17 protein-coding genes are annotated in these 16,862 nt (G+C 70.5%); 9 read left to right on the top strand and 8 right to left on the bottom strand.

What is annotated here, in order from left to right:
• The first annotated feature begins 30 nt into the window (after nucleotides 1-30).
• The 7 genes from LFM09_RS07555 (at nucleotide 31) to LFM09_RS07525 (ending at nucleotide 6,451) form a co-directional block, all read left to right on the top strand.
• A complete protein-coding gene (locus tag LFM09_RS07555) occupies nucleotides 31-489 on the top strand; it encodes a DUF4383 domain-containing protein (protein WP_414095563.1) in 459 nt (152 codons plus the stop codon).
• Nucleotides 470-1,459, top strand: a complete 990-nt coding sequence (locus tag LFM09_RS07550; RefSeq protein ID WP_414095562.1) for a YbdK family carboxylate-amine ligase — start codon at nucleotides 470-472, stop codon at nucleotides 1,457-1,459. Before LFM09_RS07555 ends, LFM09_RS07550 begins: the two co-directional genes overlap by 20 nt.
• 48 nt (nucleotides 1,460-1,507) lie before the next feature.
• Entirely contained in the window at nucleotides 1,508-2,509 is a 1,002-nt protein-coding gene (locus LFM09_RS07545; protein ID WP_414095561.1) for an iron-containing redox enzyme family protein, read from the top strand.
• 223 nt (nucleotides 2,510-2,732) lie between these two features.
• The gene (locus LFM09_RS07540) at nucleotides 2,733-3,410 is read left to right on the top strand and encodes a GAF and ANTAR domain-containing protein (protein WP_414095560.1); all 678 of its coding nucleotides are present in this window, start codon (nucleotides 2,733-2,735) and stop codon (nucleotides 3,408-3,410) included.
• A 72-nt stretch (nucleotides 3,411-3,482) separates the two neighbouring features.
• On the top strand, nucleotides 3,483-4,244 hold the full coding sequence (locus tag LFM09_RS07535; RefSeq protein WP_414095559.1) for an ANTAR domain-containing protein: 762 nt from the start codon (nucleotides 3,483-3,485) through the stop codon (nucleotides 4,242-4,244).
• 86 nt (nucleotides 4,245-4,330) lie between these two features.
• Nucleotides 4,331-5,089, top strand: a complete 759-nt coding sequence (locus LFM09_RS07530) for an alpha/beta fold hydrolase (RefSeq protein ID WP_414095558.1) — start codon at nucleotides 4,331-4,333, stop codon at nucleotides 5,087-5,089.
• Between the two features lie 123 nt (nucleotides 5,090-5,212).
• Complete coding sequence (locus tag LFM09_RS07525; RefSeq protein WP_414095607.1) at nucleotides 5,213-6,451, top strand: glycosyltransferase; 1,239 nt, start codon at nucleotides 5,213-5,215, stop codon at nucleotides 6,449-6,451.
• On the opposite strand, the gene LFM09_RS07520 is transcribed toward LFM09_RS07525, so the two are convergent.
• From LFM09_RS07520 to LFM09_RS07505, 4 genes are read right to left on the bottom strand one after another with little or no spacing between them, the layout of a single operon-like run.
• Nucleotides 6,408-7,550, bottom strand: coding sequence for a geranylgeranyl reductase family protein (locus LFM09_RS07520; RefSeq protein ID WP_414095557.1), 1,143 nt, complete (start codon nucleotides 7,548-7,550; stop codon nucleotides 6,408-6,410). The genes LFM09_RS07525 and LFM09_RS07520 overlap by 44 nt on opposite strands.
• Complete coding sequence (locus tag LFM09_RS07515) at nucleotides 7,547-8,566, bottom strand: NAD(P)/FAD-dependent oxidoreductase (RefSeq protein WP_414095556.1); 1,020 nt, start codon at nucleotides 8,564-8,566, stop codon at nucleotides 7,547-7,549. Before LFM09_RS07515 ends, LFM09_RS07520 begins: the two co-directional genes overlap by 4 nt.
• The gene (locus tag LFM09_RS07510; RefSeq protein WP_414095555.1) at nucleotides 8,559-9,080 is read right to left on the bottom strand and encodes an isoprenylcysteine carboxyl methyltransferase family protein; all 522 of its coding nucleotides are present in this window, start codon (nucleotides 9,078-9,080) and stop codon (nucleotides 8,559-8,561) included. The genes LFM09_RS07515 and LFM09_RS07510 overlap by 8 nt, the downstream gene beginning before the upstream one ends.
• Nucleotides 9,074-10,228 carry a type III polyketide synthase gene (locus tag LFM09_RS07505; RefSeq protein ID WP_414095554.1) on the bottom strand — a complete coding sequence of 385 codons (1,155 nt, stop codon included), beginning with the start codon at nucleotides 10,226-10,228 and terminating at the stop codon, nucleotides 9,074-9,076. The genes LFM09_RS07510 and LFM09_RS07505 overlap by 7 nt, the downstream gene beginning before the upstream one ends.
• Between LFM09_RS07505 and LFM09_RS07500 the strand changes: the two genes are divergently transcribed.
• Entirely contained in the window at nucleotides 10,169-11,008 is an 840-nt protein-coding gene (locus tag LFM09_RS07500; protein WP_414095552.1) for a UbiA family prenyltransferase, read from the top strand. The two genes, LFM09_RS07505 and LFM09_RS07500, sit on opposite strands and share 60 nt — an antisense overlap.
• Before the next feature lie 8 nt (nucleotides 11,009-11,016).
• Here the strand turns inward: LFM09_RS07500 and tal are convergent, their stop codons facing one another.
• From tal to LFM09_RS07480, 4 genes are all read right to left on the bottom strand, one after another.
• The gene (tal, locus tag LFM09_RS07495; RefSeq protein WP_414095551.1) at nucleotides 11,017-12,159 is read right to left on the bottom strand and encodes a transaldolase; all 1,143 of its coding nucleotides are present in this window, start codon (nucleotides 12,157-12,159) and stop codon (nucleotides 11,017-11,019) included.
• 31 nt (nucleotides 12,160-12,190) lie between these two features.
• Complete coding sequence (gene tkt, locus LFM09_RS07490; protein ID WP_414095550.1) at nucleotides 12,191-14,398, bottom strand: transketolase; 2,208 nt, start codon at nucleotides 14,396-14,398, stop codon at nucleotides 12,191-12,193.
• A 175-nt stretch (nucleotides 14,399-14,573) separates the two neighbouring features.
• Nucleotides 14,574-15,152: a GNAT family N-acetyltransferase gene (locus LFM09_RS07485; protein ID WP_414095549.1), complete on the bottom strand. Its 579-nt coding sequence runs from the start codon at nucleotides 15,150-15,152 to the stop codon at nucleotides 14,574-14,576.
• Nucleotides 15,149-15,301 carry an RGCVC family protein gene (locus tag LFM09_RS07480; RefSeq protein WP_414095547.1) on the bottom strand — a complete coding sequence of 51 codons (153 nt, stop codon included), beginning with the start codon at nucleotides 15,299-15,301 and terminating at the stop codon, nucleotides 15,149-15,151. Before LFM09_RS07480 ends, LFM09_RS07485 begins: the two co-directional genes overlap by 4 nt.
• Before the next feature lie 212 nt (nucleotides 15,302-15,513).
• On the opposite strand from LFM09_RS07480, the gene LFM09_RS07475 reads away from it, so the two are divergent.
• Entirely contained in the window at nucleotides 15,514-16,812 is a 1,299-nt protein-coding gene (locus tag LFM09_RS07475) for a cation:proton antiporter (RefSeq protein WP_414095546.1), read from the top strand.
• The last annotated feature ends 50 nt before the right edge of the window (nucleotides 16,813-16,862 follow it).

Raw genomic sequence — 16,862 nt, 5'->3', positions numbered from 1 at the left:
TTGTCCCCGTGCACCAGGGGTAGCCGCTCGATGACAGCGCCCATCTACAACGAGGTGACCACCATGGTCGACGTACGGACCCGGACGGCCGTCCAACAGGCCGCGGCAGGCGTGGGAGCGGTGTTCGCACTCGTCGGCGTGCTCGGTTTCATCCCCGGCATCACGACGAACTTCGACACCATCACGTTCGCGGGGCACCACTCCGAAGCGATGCTGCTCGGTATCTTCAACGTCTCGATCCTGCACAACATCGTGCACCTGCTGTTCGGCGTCGCGGGCTTGCTCGCAGGACGGACGGCAAGTGGCGCAAGGGCGTACCTCATCGGCGGCGGCGCGATCTACCTCGTGCTGTGGCTGTACGGACTCGTGATCGACAAGACCAGCGCGGCGAACTTCGTGCCGCTCAACACCGCCGACGACTGGCTGCACTTCGTGCTCGGTCTCGCCATGATCGGCCTGGGAGTCGGGCTTGCCCGGCGCGTGCGCTGACACCGTTGGCGTAGAAGAAGAATTCCTGCTCGTCGACACGGCGTCCGCGCGCACGGTGATGCGCGCGGACGCCGTGCTGGCGCGCGTGCGGGACACCGAGCTGACCAAGTTCCACGCCGAGCTGGCGGGCACGCAGGTGGAGGCCGCGACAGGCCCGTGCACCGGCGTCGCCGCGCTCGGCGAGGCGCTTCGCCAGGCGCGCGAGACCCTCGCCGCGGTGGCCGCGGAGGTCGGCGTCGGACTGGTGTCCAGGGGAACGCCTCACGTGCTGTCGACTCAGCCCGTCGTGGGCGAAGGTGACCGGTACCAACGGGTTCTCACCACCTACGCGGGTCTCGTCGACGACTACGAGGCCTGCGGCTGTCACGTGCACGTGGGCGTGCCGGACCGCGAGACCGCGGTGGCGGTCCTGAACCACGTGCGGGGATGGCTGCCGACGCTGCTCGCGCTGTCGGCCAACTCGCCGGACCGCGGGTACGCCAGCTGGCGGACCGTGCTGCAGTCGCGCTTCCCCGGTGCCAAGGTGCCGCCGGTGTTCGCCGACGCGGCTGACTACGACGCCCACGTCGAACGGATGGTGACGTGCGGGACCCTGGTGGACGTCGCGCAGACGTTCTGGCTCGTGCGGTTGTCCTCGAAGCTGCCGACCGTGGAGTTCCGCGCGGCCGACGCGGCGGCCGAGGTCGACGACGCGGTCCTGCAAGCGGCTTTGTCACGAGCACTCGTGCACACCGCGTACCAGGACCTGCTAGACGGCAAGGAGCAACGGCCGGTGCGCGACGACGTGTGTGCTGCAGCGGTGTGGACGGCCTCGCGCCACGGGCTGCACGGCCCCGCTGTCGACCCGTGGCAGGAGTGCCGGGTGCCCGCGACCGCGGTGCTGGACAACCTGGTGAAGCACGTGACGCCCGCGCTGGAGGCACGGGGTGAGCTGGCGCTCGTGCAGGACCTGGTCGCCCAGCGGGTGTGACCGCTCTCAACCCGGCATGAACCCTCGTCCAGCGGGTATTACAACCGGGTGAAACTTCCCTCGCCGCGAGGCCCGCTCTCCGAGCACGTAGTCGCCGCCCTCAGCGGTGAACCCGACGGGCGCACGCTGGCCTTCGTGGCCGCCGCCCCGTACGGCGAGGACCTGACCATCGCGCTGCACACGTTGTACGAGCTGCACTACGGCGGCTTCGACGGCGTGGACCCCGCCTGGGAGTGGGATCCGGAGCTGCTGCGCCTGCGGGCCAGGATCGAACGGATCTTCCTCGCCCGGCTGCGGTCCGATGTGGACGGAGGAGACGACCTCGACTCCACACTGGACTCGTTGTTGGTCGAGCACGTCCCCGGTAGCGGCGTGTCGCATCACTTGAGAGACAACGGGACCTGGGACCAGATGCGCGAGTTCTTCGCGCACCGCTCGGTGTACCACCACAAGGAAGCAGATCCGCACGCGTGGGTGATCCCCCGGCTGCGAGGCGGAGCCAAGGCGGCGCTGGTCGCCGTCGAGTTCGACGAGTACGGAGGCGGCCACGCCGCCCGGATGCACTCACGGCTGTTCGCGGACCTGCTCGACGGAGCCGGGATGCGGTCCGAGTACCTGCACTACCTCGACGACGTCCCGGCGCCGGCCATCACGATCGTCAACATGATGTCGTTGTTCGGCCTGCACCGGTCGCTGCGCGGCGCGCTGGTCGGGCACTTCGCCGCCGCCGAGATCACCACCGGCCCGAGCGCGCACCGCATGACCCAGGCGCTCGCCAGGTTGAACGCCGACCCGCGCTGCGTGGAGTTCTACACCGAGCACATCGAGGCCGACGCCGTGCACGAACAGATCCTGCGCCGCGACGTCATCGGCTCACTGCTGGAGCAGGAGCCGTCGCTCAAGGCCGACGTGGTGTTCGGCGTCCAGGCGACCGAGTTGCTGGAAGCGCGACTCGCCGCCCACCTGTTGTCGTCGTGGGCTGCGGGCGAGACGTCGCTGCGCACCCGCCTGCGGTGGCAGGAGTCGCCGATTCCCGTTCACGGAGCCTGAACGGCGGCTCGCAGGCACACACCGTAGGCTGGGTGTGTTGATCCTGATGCAGTCACGCAAGGCGTGGGCCTAGACCTCGCTACGTCCAGGAGCGACTGGGAGCAGTCGACGTGGTGGAGGAATCCGGTGCCAGGCGTAGATCAGCCGTTGTTCGGTGGTGTGACCACAGGTGCACGGACCTGATGGAGCCCATCAGTCGTTGAGTCATGCGCGAGCGACAGTGATGGCCGCGCTTCGCGACAACGAGAGCAAGCTCGACACGTTGGCGCGGGTGATTCGCGCGTGTGTGGACGTGCTGCCGGTGGACGGCGCCTCCATCTCGGTGATGAGCGGCCCGCGGGAGCGCGAGACGTTGTACGCCAGCGACGACATCTCGGCGCAGATCGAGGACGTCCAGTTCAGTCTCGGCGAGGGGCCGTGCTTCGAGGCGTTCGCCACTCGCCGGCCTGTGCTGGTTCCCGATCTGCCCCAGGCGTCGATCCTGGAATGGCCGATGTTCGCCGCGGCCATCAGCTCGCTGCCCATCGGCGCGATCTTCGCGTTCCCGCTGCAGGCCGGCGCGATCGGCATCGGCGCGGTCGACCTCTACCGCCGCCGGCCCGGCTGGTTGACGCGCGACGAGCTGGCCGTCGCGCTGGAGGTCGTCGACATGGTGGCCGCCGTGCTGCTCGGTGTGCTGTTGGGCGAGGTCGACGACACCGACGGGTTGCGGGGTGTGCTGTCGCCAGGGCGGGAGCAGGTGCACCAGGCGACCGGCATGCTCATCGCGGCCTTCAACATCTCCGCGGAGGAGGCCCTGGCCCGGCTGCGGGGGTACGCCTTCGTCGTGGACAGGTCGCTCGACGAGGTCGCCAAGGACATCGTGAGCCGCAAGCTCTCCCCGCTGGAACTCGGCGAATGACCGCGCACGAGGTGTCGATGGCGCCCAGATCCGGGCAGCACTACCGTCGGACGATGAAGACAGGAGCTGGAGATGAACGGTAGGGCACCGTCCAGAACGGAGCGCGAATCCCGGCTGCTCCAGGCGTTCGTCCAGTTGGCGGACACGCTCGTCGACGACTACGACGTGGTGGACGTCCTGCACCTGCTGGTCGACCACTGCGTCCAGCTGCTGGACGCGACGGCGGCCGGGTTGATGCTGTCCGACCAGCGAGGCGGTCTGCGCGTGGTGGCCTACACCTCGGCCCAGACGCGGATGCTGGAACTGTTCCAGCTGCAGGCCAGCGAAGGGCCGTGCCTGGACTGCGTGCACAGCGGTGAACCGGTGCTGGTCGGCGACCTGTCGGCGGAGACCCTGCGCTGGCCGAAGTTCGCGCCGCTCGCCATCGAGGAGGGTTTCGCGTCAGTCCACGCGGTGCCGATGCGGTTGCGCCGCGAGACCATCGGCACGTTGAACCTGTTCCGCCGCGAGACCGGGCTGCTGGGCGACGAGGATCTGCTGGTGGTGCGCGCTCTGGCGGACACGGCGACGATCGGGATCCTGCAGGAACGTGCCATCCGGCGCAGTGAGGTCGTCACCGAGCAGCTGCAGACGGCGCTGAACAGCAGGGTCGTCATCGAGCAGGCCAAGGGTGTGCTCGCGTTCGCCGGAAACCTGGAGATGGAGCAGGCGTTCAACGCGTTGCGCGGTTATGCGCGCAACGGCGGCCGCCGCCTGGCCGATGTCGCACGGGAGCTCGTCGTCGGCGAGCTTCGTCCTGAAGAGCTGCTGAACTCACATCGCCGTCCCGGCTGAGGGGCCAAACGTCACGTCGCTCGCGTTTTTCCCGCCGTGGCGCGGCAATCCTGCCTCTACTGACCGAGGCGAGGAGAACCACGCTCATGCGTGCATTGCGTTCGTTGCATTCCATCGCCCGTGAGCACGTCGGGACGGCGATGCTCGGATTCCAGCTGATGGCCCATCCGGTGTGGCGTGAAGCCGATCCGGACGAGGGCGCCGGGACGGGCGTGCTGCTCGTTCCCGGCTTCGGGGCCGCGGATGCTGCGCTGGGCCTGACCAGCACCTGGCTGACGCATCGCGGGTATCGTCCCGCGGGCGCCCGGATCGGCTTCAACCTCGGGTGCACCACCGAACTGGTGGACCGCATCGAGCGACGACTCGAAGAGCACGCGGAGGTCACCGGTGGGCGGGTGGTCCTGATCGGCCACAGCCGCGGCGGTGGCCTCGCCCGGCTCGCCGCCGTGCGCAGACCCGACCTGGTCCGCGGGCTCGTGATGCTGGGCAGTCCCGTCGTCGACCCGATGGCCGCCAGCCCCAACGTGATGCTCGCGGCACGCGCCCTCACCAGGCTGGCCGCGGCAGGCGTTCCCGGGCTGATGGACCGCGAATGCTTCAGCGGCGGCTGTTACGACGACAACATCCGGACGCTGGCCAGCCCGCTGCGGGTTCCCGCGTTGTCGCTGTACTCCCGCACCGACGCCGTGGTGCCGTGGCGCCTGAGCCTCGACCCGTCCGCCGAGTGCGTCGAGGTGCGGAGCACCCACATCGGCATGGGGCTCGCCCCGGACGTCTACCGCGCTCTGCGGCCGCGGCTCACCTCCTGGGTGAACGACCGTGCCGCGGTGTCGCGTGTCGGATGACGCCGGTGTGGGTAGTCTGATCAGGCTGCCAGACGCAGCAACCGCCCGGACCCGCGGTCACGTCACCTTCGTCGTGAGGGGCACATCGTGGGCGGCAGTCCGGAGCGATCGGCGTTCACGCGGATGAGGATCGCGCTCGTCTCCGAGCACGCCAGTCCGCTCGCCGCTCCTGGCGCGTTCGACGCAGGCAGCCAGAACCTCCACGTCGCAGGCCTCGCGTCCGCGTTGTCCGCGCTCGGCCACCAGGTGGTCGTCTACACGCGGCGCGATCACCCCCACGTACCGCAACGCGTGCAGACCAGCGGCGGCTACGAGGTGGTGCACGTGCCGGCCGGGCCGGCCGTGAAGCTCGGCAGCGAGGAGGTCCTCGCGCACACCGGAGAGTTCGTCGGGTTCCTCAAGCTCGCCTGGAAAGCGCGCCGTCCGGATGTCGTGCACGCCCACGGCTGGCTGTCCGGCATCGCGGCCCTGCTGGGCGCCCGGAGCAGCCAGGTGCCGGTGGTGCAGACGTTTCACGCGGTGGGCACGGTGGCGCCGCAGCACCAACGCGCGCAGAACCCTGCCTTGACCAAACGCCTGGCCGTCGAGCGGCTCGTCGGTCACGAGGTCGCCCGCATCGTCGCGATCTGTTCGGCGGAGGCTCGCGCCGTGCTCGGGATGGGAGTCGACCGGTCGAAACTCGTCGTGGTGCCGAGGGGTGTCGATCTCGACCTGTTCACGCCGGGATTCGGTTCCCGGCACCGCCCGCGCAGAATCGTGTCGGTGGGCAGACTGTTGCCGCGCAAGGGTTTTGAGGACACCATCCGCGCTCTGCCCACAGTGGACGGTGTGGAGCTGGTGATCGCCGGCAGCGGCGCGCAGGGTGATCTCCACGGTGATCCCGAGACGAAGCGACTGGTCGCACTGGCCCGCACGTTGGGCGTTTCGGAGCGGGTCAGGTTCGCGGGCCACGTGCCGCACGCCGAGCTGCCCGCGCTGCTGCGTTCAGCGGACGTGGTGGCGTGCACGCCGCGGCACGAGTCGTCCGGTGGCGTGGCTCTGGAGGCGATGGCCTGTGGCGTACCGGTTCTCGCGACCGCGGTCGGTGGTCTCGTCGACGCCGTGGTGGACGGCCTGACCGGCGTGCTGGTCCCGCAGGGGAAACCGGACGCGATCGCCAAGGCGTTGCGTGCGCTGCTGGCCGACGACACGCACCGGGAACTGCTCAGCGTCGCCGGGCGCGACCGGGCGCACGCGCGTTACTCGTGGCACCGCGTCGCCTCCGACCTGGTGCGCAACTACGTCGCGGCCGGCTCTCGCCATCCGGTTCCGCCGACCGTCATCCCTTCCCGGTCCACCCGGACACGTTCAGCGCCGGCTTGAGCACCGCTCCGGCGAGGGCGGGGCTGATCGTGCCCGCGCCGAGACCGATCTCGACGAGGTCGTCGAACGCACGCTGGTGGTCGCGCGCCGCTCTCGTGGCCAGGTCCACGAGCCTCGGGGTACGGGTGAGGCGTGCCAGTGCGTCCGTGTGCCGCAGGTGCCTGCCGAGCTCTCCGCGCAACGATCGGCGGTACTGGTCGGCTGGATCCGGTGACATGGCGGCTGTGCCGGCCAGGAACCCGGACAGGACGGCGTAGTAGATCCCCTCGCCGGTGAGCGGGTTGATGAGCGAGGCGGCGTCGCCCGCCAGCAGCACGTGGTTCTGGCCTGCGTTCGGCCTGCCCGGTGACAGCGGCAGGCGGTGACCGCGCAGGTCGAGCGGTGGACAGTCGGGCAACAGCTCGTGCAGGCGTTGCGTCAGGTGGGCTCTCGTCGGCGGGTTGGTGCGGATGAGTTCGCCGTAGCCGACATTCGCCGTGCCGTCACCGATCGGGAAGACCCAGGCGTACGCGGGCCAGTGCGCGGCCGCCATGACGAGTCGTTGCTCTCCTGCCGGCCACGGGTCCGCGCTCGTGTAACCGCGCAGCGCGATGGCGATCGTGCCCGCCTTTGCGCTCCTGGCTCCACATTGCCGCCGCACCACGGACTCCGCGCCGTCCGCACCGATGACCGTGCGGGCGTGGAACGCGCCGTCGATGTCGACTCCGCTGGCGGTCTGGGTGAGTGAGCGGACCCGGTGCTGTCGCAGCTCGGCGCCTGCCGTGCGGGCAGCTGTCAGGAGTCGCGCGTCCAGGAGTTCGCGCGGCACTACCGAGGCCGGGCGCGCGAACTGGCGGGCGGCGGTCACGCCTCGGGGCGAGGTCAGCCGCAGGTTGTGGATCGGGGCGGTGTCGGCTGTCAGTGTGGCGATGTCCACGCCCAGTGCGGCCAGGACGTCCAGGGCTTGCGGGGCGACGCCGTCACCGCAGACCTTGTCGCGTGGGAACTCGGCGGCGTCCAGCATGACCACACGGGCGGCGGGGTTCGCCCGCATCGCCGCCAGCGCGGCCGTCGAGCCTGCTGGACCGGCCCCTACGACGATCAGGTCCCACACCGTCATCGTGCGAGTTGGTCGACGGCTGCGGCGAACAGCCACGGCGCGCGGACGGCGGCAGGGACGATCCGGCGCCCGAGCACGGGGCGGTGTCTGGCCCACAGCAACGACTCTGTCAACCAGCGCGACCGGCGCGACGTGCGAATCCAGGCGCGTTCGTAGTCCCCAGGCCGATCTGCGAGCACGCATCGGACGAGCTCTGCCGCAGTCGTCAGCGACAGGGCGAGCCCTTCACCGGTGAGCGCGTCGACGTAGCCCGCGGCGTCTCCGGCGAGCAACACGCGCCCCGCCACCCGGCCGCTCGTCCGCTGCCGCAAGGGTCCGGCGCCGCGCACTCGGGACACCGGCTGCGCGCCCGCCAGCCGATCGGCCAACGAAGGAAAGGCCGCGAGCTGGTCGGTGAAGCCACCCCGGACCGACGACAGGATCGCGACCCCGATGGTGTCCGGTGCCACCGGTGTCACGTAGGCCTCCGACCGCGAAGCCCACGTCACCTCGACCGCGCTGCCGAACGGCGCCACCGCGAAGTGACAGCGCAGTCCCCAACGCGGCGTGGAAGGCCGGTGCGAGGTGAGGCCGACGAGGTCGCGGACCGACGAGTGCAGCCCGTCCGCGGCGACGAGGTAGCGCGCCCGCAACGCACCGGCTCGCACGTGGTCGTCGTACTGGAAGACATCGGTGACCGGGCAGCTCAGCACCGGTACTCCGGCGCGGCTGACCGCCGAGCGCAGCGCGTCGTGCAGCGAGGTGCGGCGGACGCCCAGTCCGGTGCCGCTGCGGAACGGTGCGTGGGCAACCAACGATCCCTGCCGGTAGGTGATACCGTCGATCGGATGTCCGGCCGGCTCAACGCCGAGCGCGGCGAGTGCCCGCACGGCGCCGGGCATCAGCCCTTCCCCGCAGGCCTTGTCGAGCGTGCCGGGCCGCTTCTCGCAGACCACCACGTCCATGCCCGCCTGTGCGACGGCGAGACCGGCGGGGCCTCCCCCGGCCACCAGCACGTCGTGCATGCGGTCAGACATGCACGGACCGCAGCGCGGAGTTCTCAGCACGGATCCGCACCGTCAAGAGAACCGCGTTCAGCACGGTGAACACCAAAGCGGTCAACCACGCGTTGTGCACCAGCGGCAACGCGAAACCTTCGACCACGACCGCGACGTAGTTGGGGTGCGGGAACAGCCGGTACGGACCACCGGTCACGAGGGGCAGCCCGGGCACGACGACGATGCGGGTGTTCCACTGACGTCCGAGCACGCGGATGCACCACCACCGCAGCGCCTGCGAGAGCACGACCAGCGCGAGCATCGGCCAGCCGATCAACGGCGTGAAGTCCCGGTCCGCCAACCAGACTTCGAGCAGGCACCCGGCCAGCAGACCGGTGTGCAGCACGACCATGAACGGGTAGTGCGCGAACCCCGTCTCGCGCCCGCCGCGCGCGAGGCTCCACGCCAGGTTGCGCTTGGCGACGACCAGCTCGGCCAGGCGCTCCAGGGCGACCAGGCCGACCAGCACCGAGTACCACACCTGGCTCACCATCGCAGCAACACCAGCTCGGCGCAGAAACCCGGTCCCATCGCCATCACCACTCCCCAGTCGCCGGGCGAGGCGGGTCTGGCCGCGAGCGTGTCGGCGAAGACGTGCAGCACCGACGCGGACGACAGGTTGCCGATCTCGTGCAACGACCGCCACGTCATCGCGAGGTCGTCCTCGTCGAGCCCGAGCACCGACTGGATCGCCTCGATGACCTTCGGACCGCCGGGGTGGCAGATCCAGCGCGCGATGTCGCCGATCTCCAGACCGTGCGGTGCCAACAGGCTCTTGACGTCGTCGGCCAGGTGTTCGCGCACGAGCTCGGGCACTTCCGCGCCCAGCACGATCTTGAAGCCGCTGCTGCCGACGTCCCACCCCATGGCGCGTTCGGAGTTCGGGTACAGGTGGCTCACCGAGTCCACGACCTGTGGGCCGGCCGCCGCGATGGCGTGCTCCGAGCCCACGGCGACGACCGCTGCCGCGCCGTCGCCGAAGAGACCCGCGGCGATCATGTTGGCAGCGCTGGGATCCTGCCGCTGCACGGTCAGCGAGCACAGCTCCACCGACACGAGCATCGCCACCGAGGTGGGCCAGCCGAGCAGGAAGTCGTGCAGCCGCGCGACACCCGCCGCGCCGGCGAGGCAACCGAGGCCGATGATCGGGATCCGCTTCACGTCCGGCCGCATCCCGATGCGGGCCGCGATCCGCGCGTCGAGGGACGGCACCACGACACCGGTGACCGTCGTGGACACGATCAGGTCCACATCGGACGGTCGCAGGCCGGCGTCCTTCAGCGCCGCCAGGGCCGCTTCGCAACCCAGATCGACCGCAACGGACAGGAAGGCGTCGTTCGCCGCGGTGAACCCGTCGAGCTCGCCGTACTTCTCGATGGACAGCGCGAGATGCCGCGAACCGACGCGGGCGCTGCGGTGGAACCGGGCCGCCACCGCGCGGGCGGTGGAGTCCGGCAAACACAACTGTGCGAACAGGTTTGTCAGCCGAGCCTGTGGGTAGCGATGCGGCGGAAGAACACCGTGCACCGCCGATATTGTCGTCACCCCTTTCACGGTACGGCTTTCGCCTACACTCGGCAGATGAGCGCCGCAGCGGTCCACCCGGGAACGTGGCTTCGCGGGCTCGCGCAGTCGTGCCATCCCCTGCCCAGCCTGGCGGTCACCGCGGTGGCCGTCCTTCTGGGACTGGGCAACGGACTCGACGGTCCGCGCACCACCCTGCTCGGCGCCGCCGTGCTCACCGGCCAGCTGTCGATCGGATGGTCCAACGACTGGATCGACGCGGGGCGCGACCGTGCCACCGGGCGCACGGACAAACCCGCAGCCACCGGACGGATTCCGGTGCGCGCCGTCGCACTGGCAGCCACCGCAGCGTCGGTCGCGACGATCGTGTTGTCGTTGCTGCTGGGCTGGTTCGCCGGCGTCGTGCTGCTCCTGAGCGTCGCGGGCGGCTGGGCGTACAACCTCGGTCTCAAGGGCACGGTGTGGTCCGGCGCCGCCTACCTGTTCGCGTTCGGCGCGCTGCCGATCGGGGTGTACGCGGCCACACCGGGTGAGCCGTGGCCACCGTGGTGGGTGCCCGTGGTCAGCGCGCTGCTCGGCTTCGGGGCGCATTTCGCCAACGTGCTCCCAGACCTCCGCGCGGACGCCGAAACGGGCGTGCGCGGTCTCCCCCACCGGCTCGGCCCACGCGCCGGGGTGATCGTCATGGCCGCCTCTCTCGCCACGGCGTCCGTCGTGCTGGGCCTCTCCCCCGCCGGGGCGTCCGCGCTCTACTCGACCGTCGTGGTGACGACCGGAGTCGCCTTGGCCGCCGCCACCACCGTCGCCGCGATCCGCGCACCGGACAGCGCGATCGCGTTCCGGCTCACCGTCGCGATCGCGCTCCTGGACGTGGTTCTGCTGATCGCCGCCGCCTGACGGAAGGGTCAGCGCTTTGATGCCGTCTTCTCGGTCAGGCCGCGATCGAGCTGACCGCGCACGGTGTCCGCGAGCTCGTCCCAGCTGTCCGCGAACTTCCGGACTCCCTGACGTTCCAGCTCATCGGTGACCTCGCGGTAGTCGATGCCGAGCTCGGCGATCTCATCGAGAACATCCTGGGCGGGGCCGTAAACCTCCTCCAGCACGATGGCAGGCACAGTGCCGTGGTCGGCGAAAGCTTCCAGCGTGGCGCCCGGCATCGTGTTGACCGTGCCGGGGATCGCCAGTCCGGACACGTACATCGTGTCCGGGTAGTCGGGGTTCTTCACCCCGGTGGAGGCCCACAGGGGTCGCTGTGGGCGTGCTCCCGCCGCGGCCAGGCGGCGCCAGCGCGGGGACACCAGGCTTTCCACGTGGATCTCGTGGGCCAGGCGGGCGTTGGCGATCCCGGCCTTTCCCTTGACCGCCAGCGCACGATCGGTGCCGATGGCGTCGAGCCGCGCGTCGACCGCGGTGTCCACTCTGGACACGAAGAAGGAGGCCACCGAGTGGATGGCGGAGACGTCGTACTCGTTGAAGGCCGCCGTTTCCAGGCCGGTGTGATAGGCGTCGATCACGTCGCGGTAGCGCTCCAGGGAGAAGATCAGGGTGACGTTGACGCTGATGCCCTCGGCGATGACCGCGGTGATCGCGCCCAGGCCGTCCGTGGTGGCCGGGATCTTGATGAGCAGGTTCGGCTCGTCCACCGCGGCCCACAGCTCACGGGCGCGGGCGATGGTCGCCTCCGCGTCGTGCGCTAGACCGGGGTCGACTTCAAGTGAAACCCTGCCGTCGGCGCCGTCCGTGCGGTCGTACACGGGACGCAGCACGCGGCAGGCGGCACGGACGTCGTCGGTGGTGATGGCGAAGACCATGTCCTCGACGCTCGCACCGGTCGCGGCGAGCTCTCTGAGCCGCGGTGTGTAGCGCTCGCCGCGCTCCAGGGCGGAGGCGAAGATCGTCGGGTTGGTCGTGATGCCGACGACGCCGCGGTCCGCGACCAGGGCCTCCAGCCTGCCGCCGGCGAGAAGCTCGCGGGACAGGTCGTCGAGCCAGATCGAGACACCTGCGGCGGTGAGGTCGGCGAGCGGGTGGTCGTGGGCGATGAGCATGCGGTCTCCAAAGTCGGGAACTGGTGCCGGGTCAGGCAGGGCGGTCGCCGGTGCCGCCCGTGATGGGTGCGGAGGTCTGCTGCACGCCGCCGGGACGGACCACCGTGGCCGCGTCACGCAGGCAGTCGTGCGCGGCCGCGGCGACCGCGGTGGCGGTGATGCCGAACTCGTCGTAAAGCCGCCGGTGGTCGGCCGAAGCGCCGAAGTGCTCCAGCGACACGATCCGGCCGCCGTCGCCGACGACATCGCGCCAGCCCTGGCCGACCGCGGCCTCGACGCTCACGCGCGCACGCACTCCCGGTGGAAGCACTTCGTCCTGATAGGACAGATTCTGAGCGGCGAACCACTCCCGGCAGGGCATCGAGACCACGCGGGCGGCGACGCCGTCGTCGGAGAGCAACTTCCCGGCGTCCAAAGCGATCTGAACCTCGGAACCGGTCGCGACCAGGATGACGTCCGGTTCCTCGGAACCGGTGAGGACGTAGGCGCCACGTGCGGCACCTTCCGCCGCTGCCACACCGCCGGGGCCGCGGTCGAGCACCGGAACGTCCTGCCGCGTCAGCACCAGCCCTGCCGGACGGTCCTGGTGCTCCAGGATCCGGCGCCAGCACGCGACGGTCTCGTTCGCGTCCGCGGGCCGCACGACGTCCAGGCCTGGGATCGCGCGCAACGCGGCGAGGTGCTCGACCGGCTGGTGGGTCGGGCCGTCCTCGCCCAGGCCGATCGAGTCGTGGGTCCACACGTGGGTGACGGGCAGTCCCATGAGGGCGGCCAGGCGGATCGCGGGACGCTGGTAGTCGCTGAAGACCAGGAAGGTGCCGCCGTAGGGGCGGGTCAGGCTCTGCAGCGCGATGCCGTTCAGCGCGGCGGCCATGGCGTGTTCGCGGATCCCGAAGTGCAGCGTGCGTCCGTAGGGACCGCCTTGCCACTGCGTGGTTTGCTTGCCTGCCGGGACGAACGACGGTTCGCCGTCCATCGTGGTGTTGTTGCTGCCGGCCAGATCCGCCGACCCGCCCCACAGCTCCGGCAGCACCGGCGCGAGTGCCGTGAGGATCTCCCCCGAGGCCTTGCGGGTCGCCATTCCCTTGGCGTCGGCGGGGAACACGGGCAGCGCGTCGGTCCAGCCCTCCGGGAACCGCCGATCCCGCAACCGGTCCAGCAACGCGGCGCGGTCCGGTTGTTCGGCCCGCCAGCGTTCGTAGCCTGCTTCCCAGCGTTCGTGAGCGGCACGACCTCGGTCGGCGACCTCCCGGGCGTGCGCGAGCACCTCGTCCTCCACCGCGAAGCTCTGCCGCGGATCGAAGCCGAGCAGGGTTTTGACGGCCGCGACCTCCTCGTCACCGAGCGCCGAACCGTGTGCCGCGCCGGTGTTCTGCTTGGTGGGCGCGGGCCAGCCGATGATGGTCCGCAGCACGATCAACGACGGACGGCCGGTGTCCGCCTTCGCCGCCTCGATCGCGGCGAGCACCGCGTCGACGTCCTCGACGTACCGGCCGGTGCCCGTCCAGTCGACGACCTGGACGTGCCAGCCGCAGGCGGTATACCGAGCCGCGACGTCCTCGCTGAAGGAGATCGTGGTGTCGTCCTCGATGGAGATGTGGTTCTCGTCGTAGAACGCCACGAGGTTCCCGAGTTCCTGATGCCCCGCCAGTGAGGCGGCCTCGGCCGTGACGCCCTCCATCAGGTCGCCGTCGGAGGCGAGGACGTACACGTGGTGGTCGAACGGGCTCTGGCCGGGACCCGCGTCCGGGTCGAGCAGCCCGCGTTCGCGCCGGGCGGCGAGCGCCATGCCCACCGCACTCGCGAACCCCTGCCCGAGCGGGCCGGTGGTGATCTCCACGCCGCGGGTGTGCCGGTGCTCGGGGTGGCCGGGCGTGGCGGAGTTCCACGTGCGCAGCGCCGCCAGGTCGGCCAGTTCCAGTCCGTAGCCGCTCAGGTAGAGCTGCAGGTAGAGCGTCAGACTCGTGTGGCCGCAGGACAGCACGAACCGGTCGCGGCCGAGCCACCGGTCGTCGGCCGGATCGTGTCGCATCACCTGCTGGAACAGCAGGTAGGCCAGCGGTGCCAGGCTCATCGCGGTCCCGGGGTGCCCGTTGCCGACTTTTTGGACGGCATCCGCGGCGAGCACTCGGATCGTGTCCACGGCGCGAACGTCGGTGTCGGTCCAGCCCGCGGCGTGCGCGACAGGCGGCGGCAACGAAGGGTCGCGGCGGACCGATGAGGTGGCCGTGCGTGTCATGAGGTGAGGCCTTCCCGCAGCAGAAAACGCGTTCCAGGTGGCAGATCAACGAGGACGCGGGTCTCGGCGGCCGCTGATGCTCCTCAAGGCGAGTAGCCGGAATGCGGACGCCCAAACGCACTCAGCCCCGCCGGCGTGCTGCGCGGCGGGGCTGGGGAAAGGTGCGACGACCAGATCAGTCGTCGCCGGGTGGCCTCGGTGACGCCGGCGCGGCCGGGTCGAGATCCGCCTGGCGAAGGCGGAACACCTGCAGTTCGACGCCGTAGTACTTCGTGGTCTCGCCCACCCAGTGCATCCCGTTGTTGCGCACGGTCGCCGCGGCACGGGTGTTGCCCGGCCGGACGACGGCGAACACCTCGTTCACGTCGTGGCTGAACGCCCAGGCGGCGAGCGCATGGCTCGCCTCGGTCGCATAACCGCTGCCCCAGGCGTCGGGACGCAACTGCCAGCCGATCTCCAGGTCCTCGTCGCCAGGAGGCAGTGGCAGCAGGATGGCGCCACCGATCAGCTCACCGTCGGCGGTGCGCTCGATCGCCCACCTGCCGGCCGCGGCGGGCAGGCGGGCGCTCTCGGCGGTCCACTGCTGCAGGAGCAACCGCATGGCGGCGTGGTCGGGCACCCGGTCCATCTCCGGGCTGAGCCAGCGGGTCACCTCGGAGTGCCCGTAGATCTCCAGCGCGGCCGCCGCGTCGTCGACCTGCCACGGGCGCAGGGTCAGTCGCTCGGTGGTCAGCGCGTTCGTCGTAGCGGTCATGGGCAGATGCAGCCGCGAGGCAACGCGGAAGCCGTGGTCGCGGCGCAGAAACGCACGCCGAGCGCGTCGTGCTCCGCCCACGGGTGAGGACACACGTTGCAGATACCGGTGGTGTCGGTGGTGTTGTCGAGGTCGATGGTCAGGGGCACTGACGGAAGCATGTGAGGTCCCCGCCTCCAGCCGAAAAGGCCGGGCTTCGTGGTACGCCCAAGGCGGCACCAGCTTGACCGCTGCTGCGCGACATGCCCTCGGTAGTCCCCATCCTACCCGGCCCTGGCCCGGTCCGGCGCCGTGACCGGCGCGTTTGCGATCGGCGCAACCGGGTACCTGGTGCCTTTCCGGCTCGAACGGACGGTGCCCAGTGGATCCGAGCCCCCTGCTGTACGCGGGCGCGGGACTCGCCACGCTGGCCGCGGCGTTGCTGCCGCGGCTGCTCGACCGCGCGCCGATCTCCATGCCGATGCTCTTCCTCGGCGCGGGTGCCCTCACCTTCGCGGTCGTCGAGCCGCTCCCCGACCCGGATCCGCACCTCCACAGCACGGTCCTGCTGCACCTGACCGAGATCTGCGTGATCATTTCCCTGATGGGTGCCGGACTGGCGCTCAACCGCGTGGTCGGGCTGCGCCGCTGGGCGACCACGTGGCGCCTGCTCGCGGTCACCATGCCGTTGTCCATGGTCGCCGTCGGGTTTCTGGGCTGGGGTGCGCTCGGGCTCGGTGTCGGGGCCTCGGTCCTGCTCGCGGCGGCGCTCGCCCCGACCGATCCGGTGCTCGCCAGCGAGGTCCAGGCGGCGGAACCGGCGGAGAACCCGGACTCCGACGAGGAAGAGGACGAGGCCCGGTTCGCGCTCACCTCCGAGGCCGGGCTCAACGACGGACTGGCGTTCCCGTTCACCTACGCCGCGATCGCGATCAGCGTCGCCGGGGTCGCACCGTCGTTGTGGCTCCCGCACTGGCTCGCCGTGGACGTGCTCTGGCGGCTCGTCTGCGCTGTCGCCATCGGACTGCTCGTCGGCTGGCTGCTCGGCAAGCTGTTCTTCTCGGCCCCGTCGGAGAAGTTCCGGCTCGCCGAACACGCGGAGGGCTTCGTCGCGCTCGCCGCGACGTTCCTCGCCTACGGACTCACCGAGCTCGCCGAGGGATACGGGTTCATCGCGGTGTTCGTGTGCGCCTGCTCGATCAGGGCCGCCGAACGGCACCACGGCTACCACCAGGTGCTGCACCGCTACGTCGAACAGGCCGAGCGCATGCTCACCGTGCTGATCGTCTTCCTGCTCGGCGGGGCCGCCGCCACCGGCCTGCTCGCGGGCACGGGGTGGAGGGAGATCGCCGTCGCCGCGGCGGTCCTGCTGCTCGTGCGGCCGCTGGCCGGCTGGGCGGGACTCGTCGCCGGCAAGACGGGGCCGCGGGAGCGAGCCGTCATCGCGTTCTTCGGTGTCCGCGGGGTCGGTTCGCTGTTCTACGTCACCTATGCCGTCCAGGAAGGCGACTTCTCCGAACAGGGTGCGGTGTGGCGGATCGTCGGGCTCGTCGTCATCGGGTCGATCCTGCTGCACGGGCTCACCGCGTCGCCGACGATGTGGTTGCTCGACCGGAAACGAAGGCGCAAGGCCGTCAAGCGCCACGGCGACGCGGGCAAAGCGGCCCGCACTCACGTGTGAGCACCCGTTACCCGCGTTCTCTTCCTCGAAACCCCTTGTGCCGCAATAAC

Source organism: Lentzea alba (assembly GCF_047445655.1).
Classification (GTDB): Bacteria; Actinomycetota; Actinomycetes; order Mycobacteriales; family Pseudonocardiaceae; genus Lentzea; species Lentzea alba_A.
The sequence above is the reverse complement of the archived record's forward strand: the minus strand, read 5'-3'. Positions and strand labels throughout refer to the sequence as shown.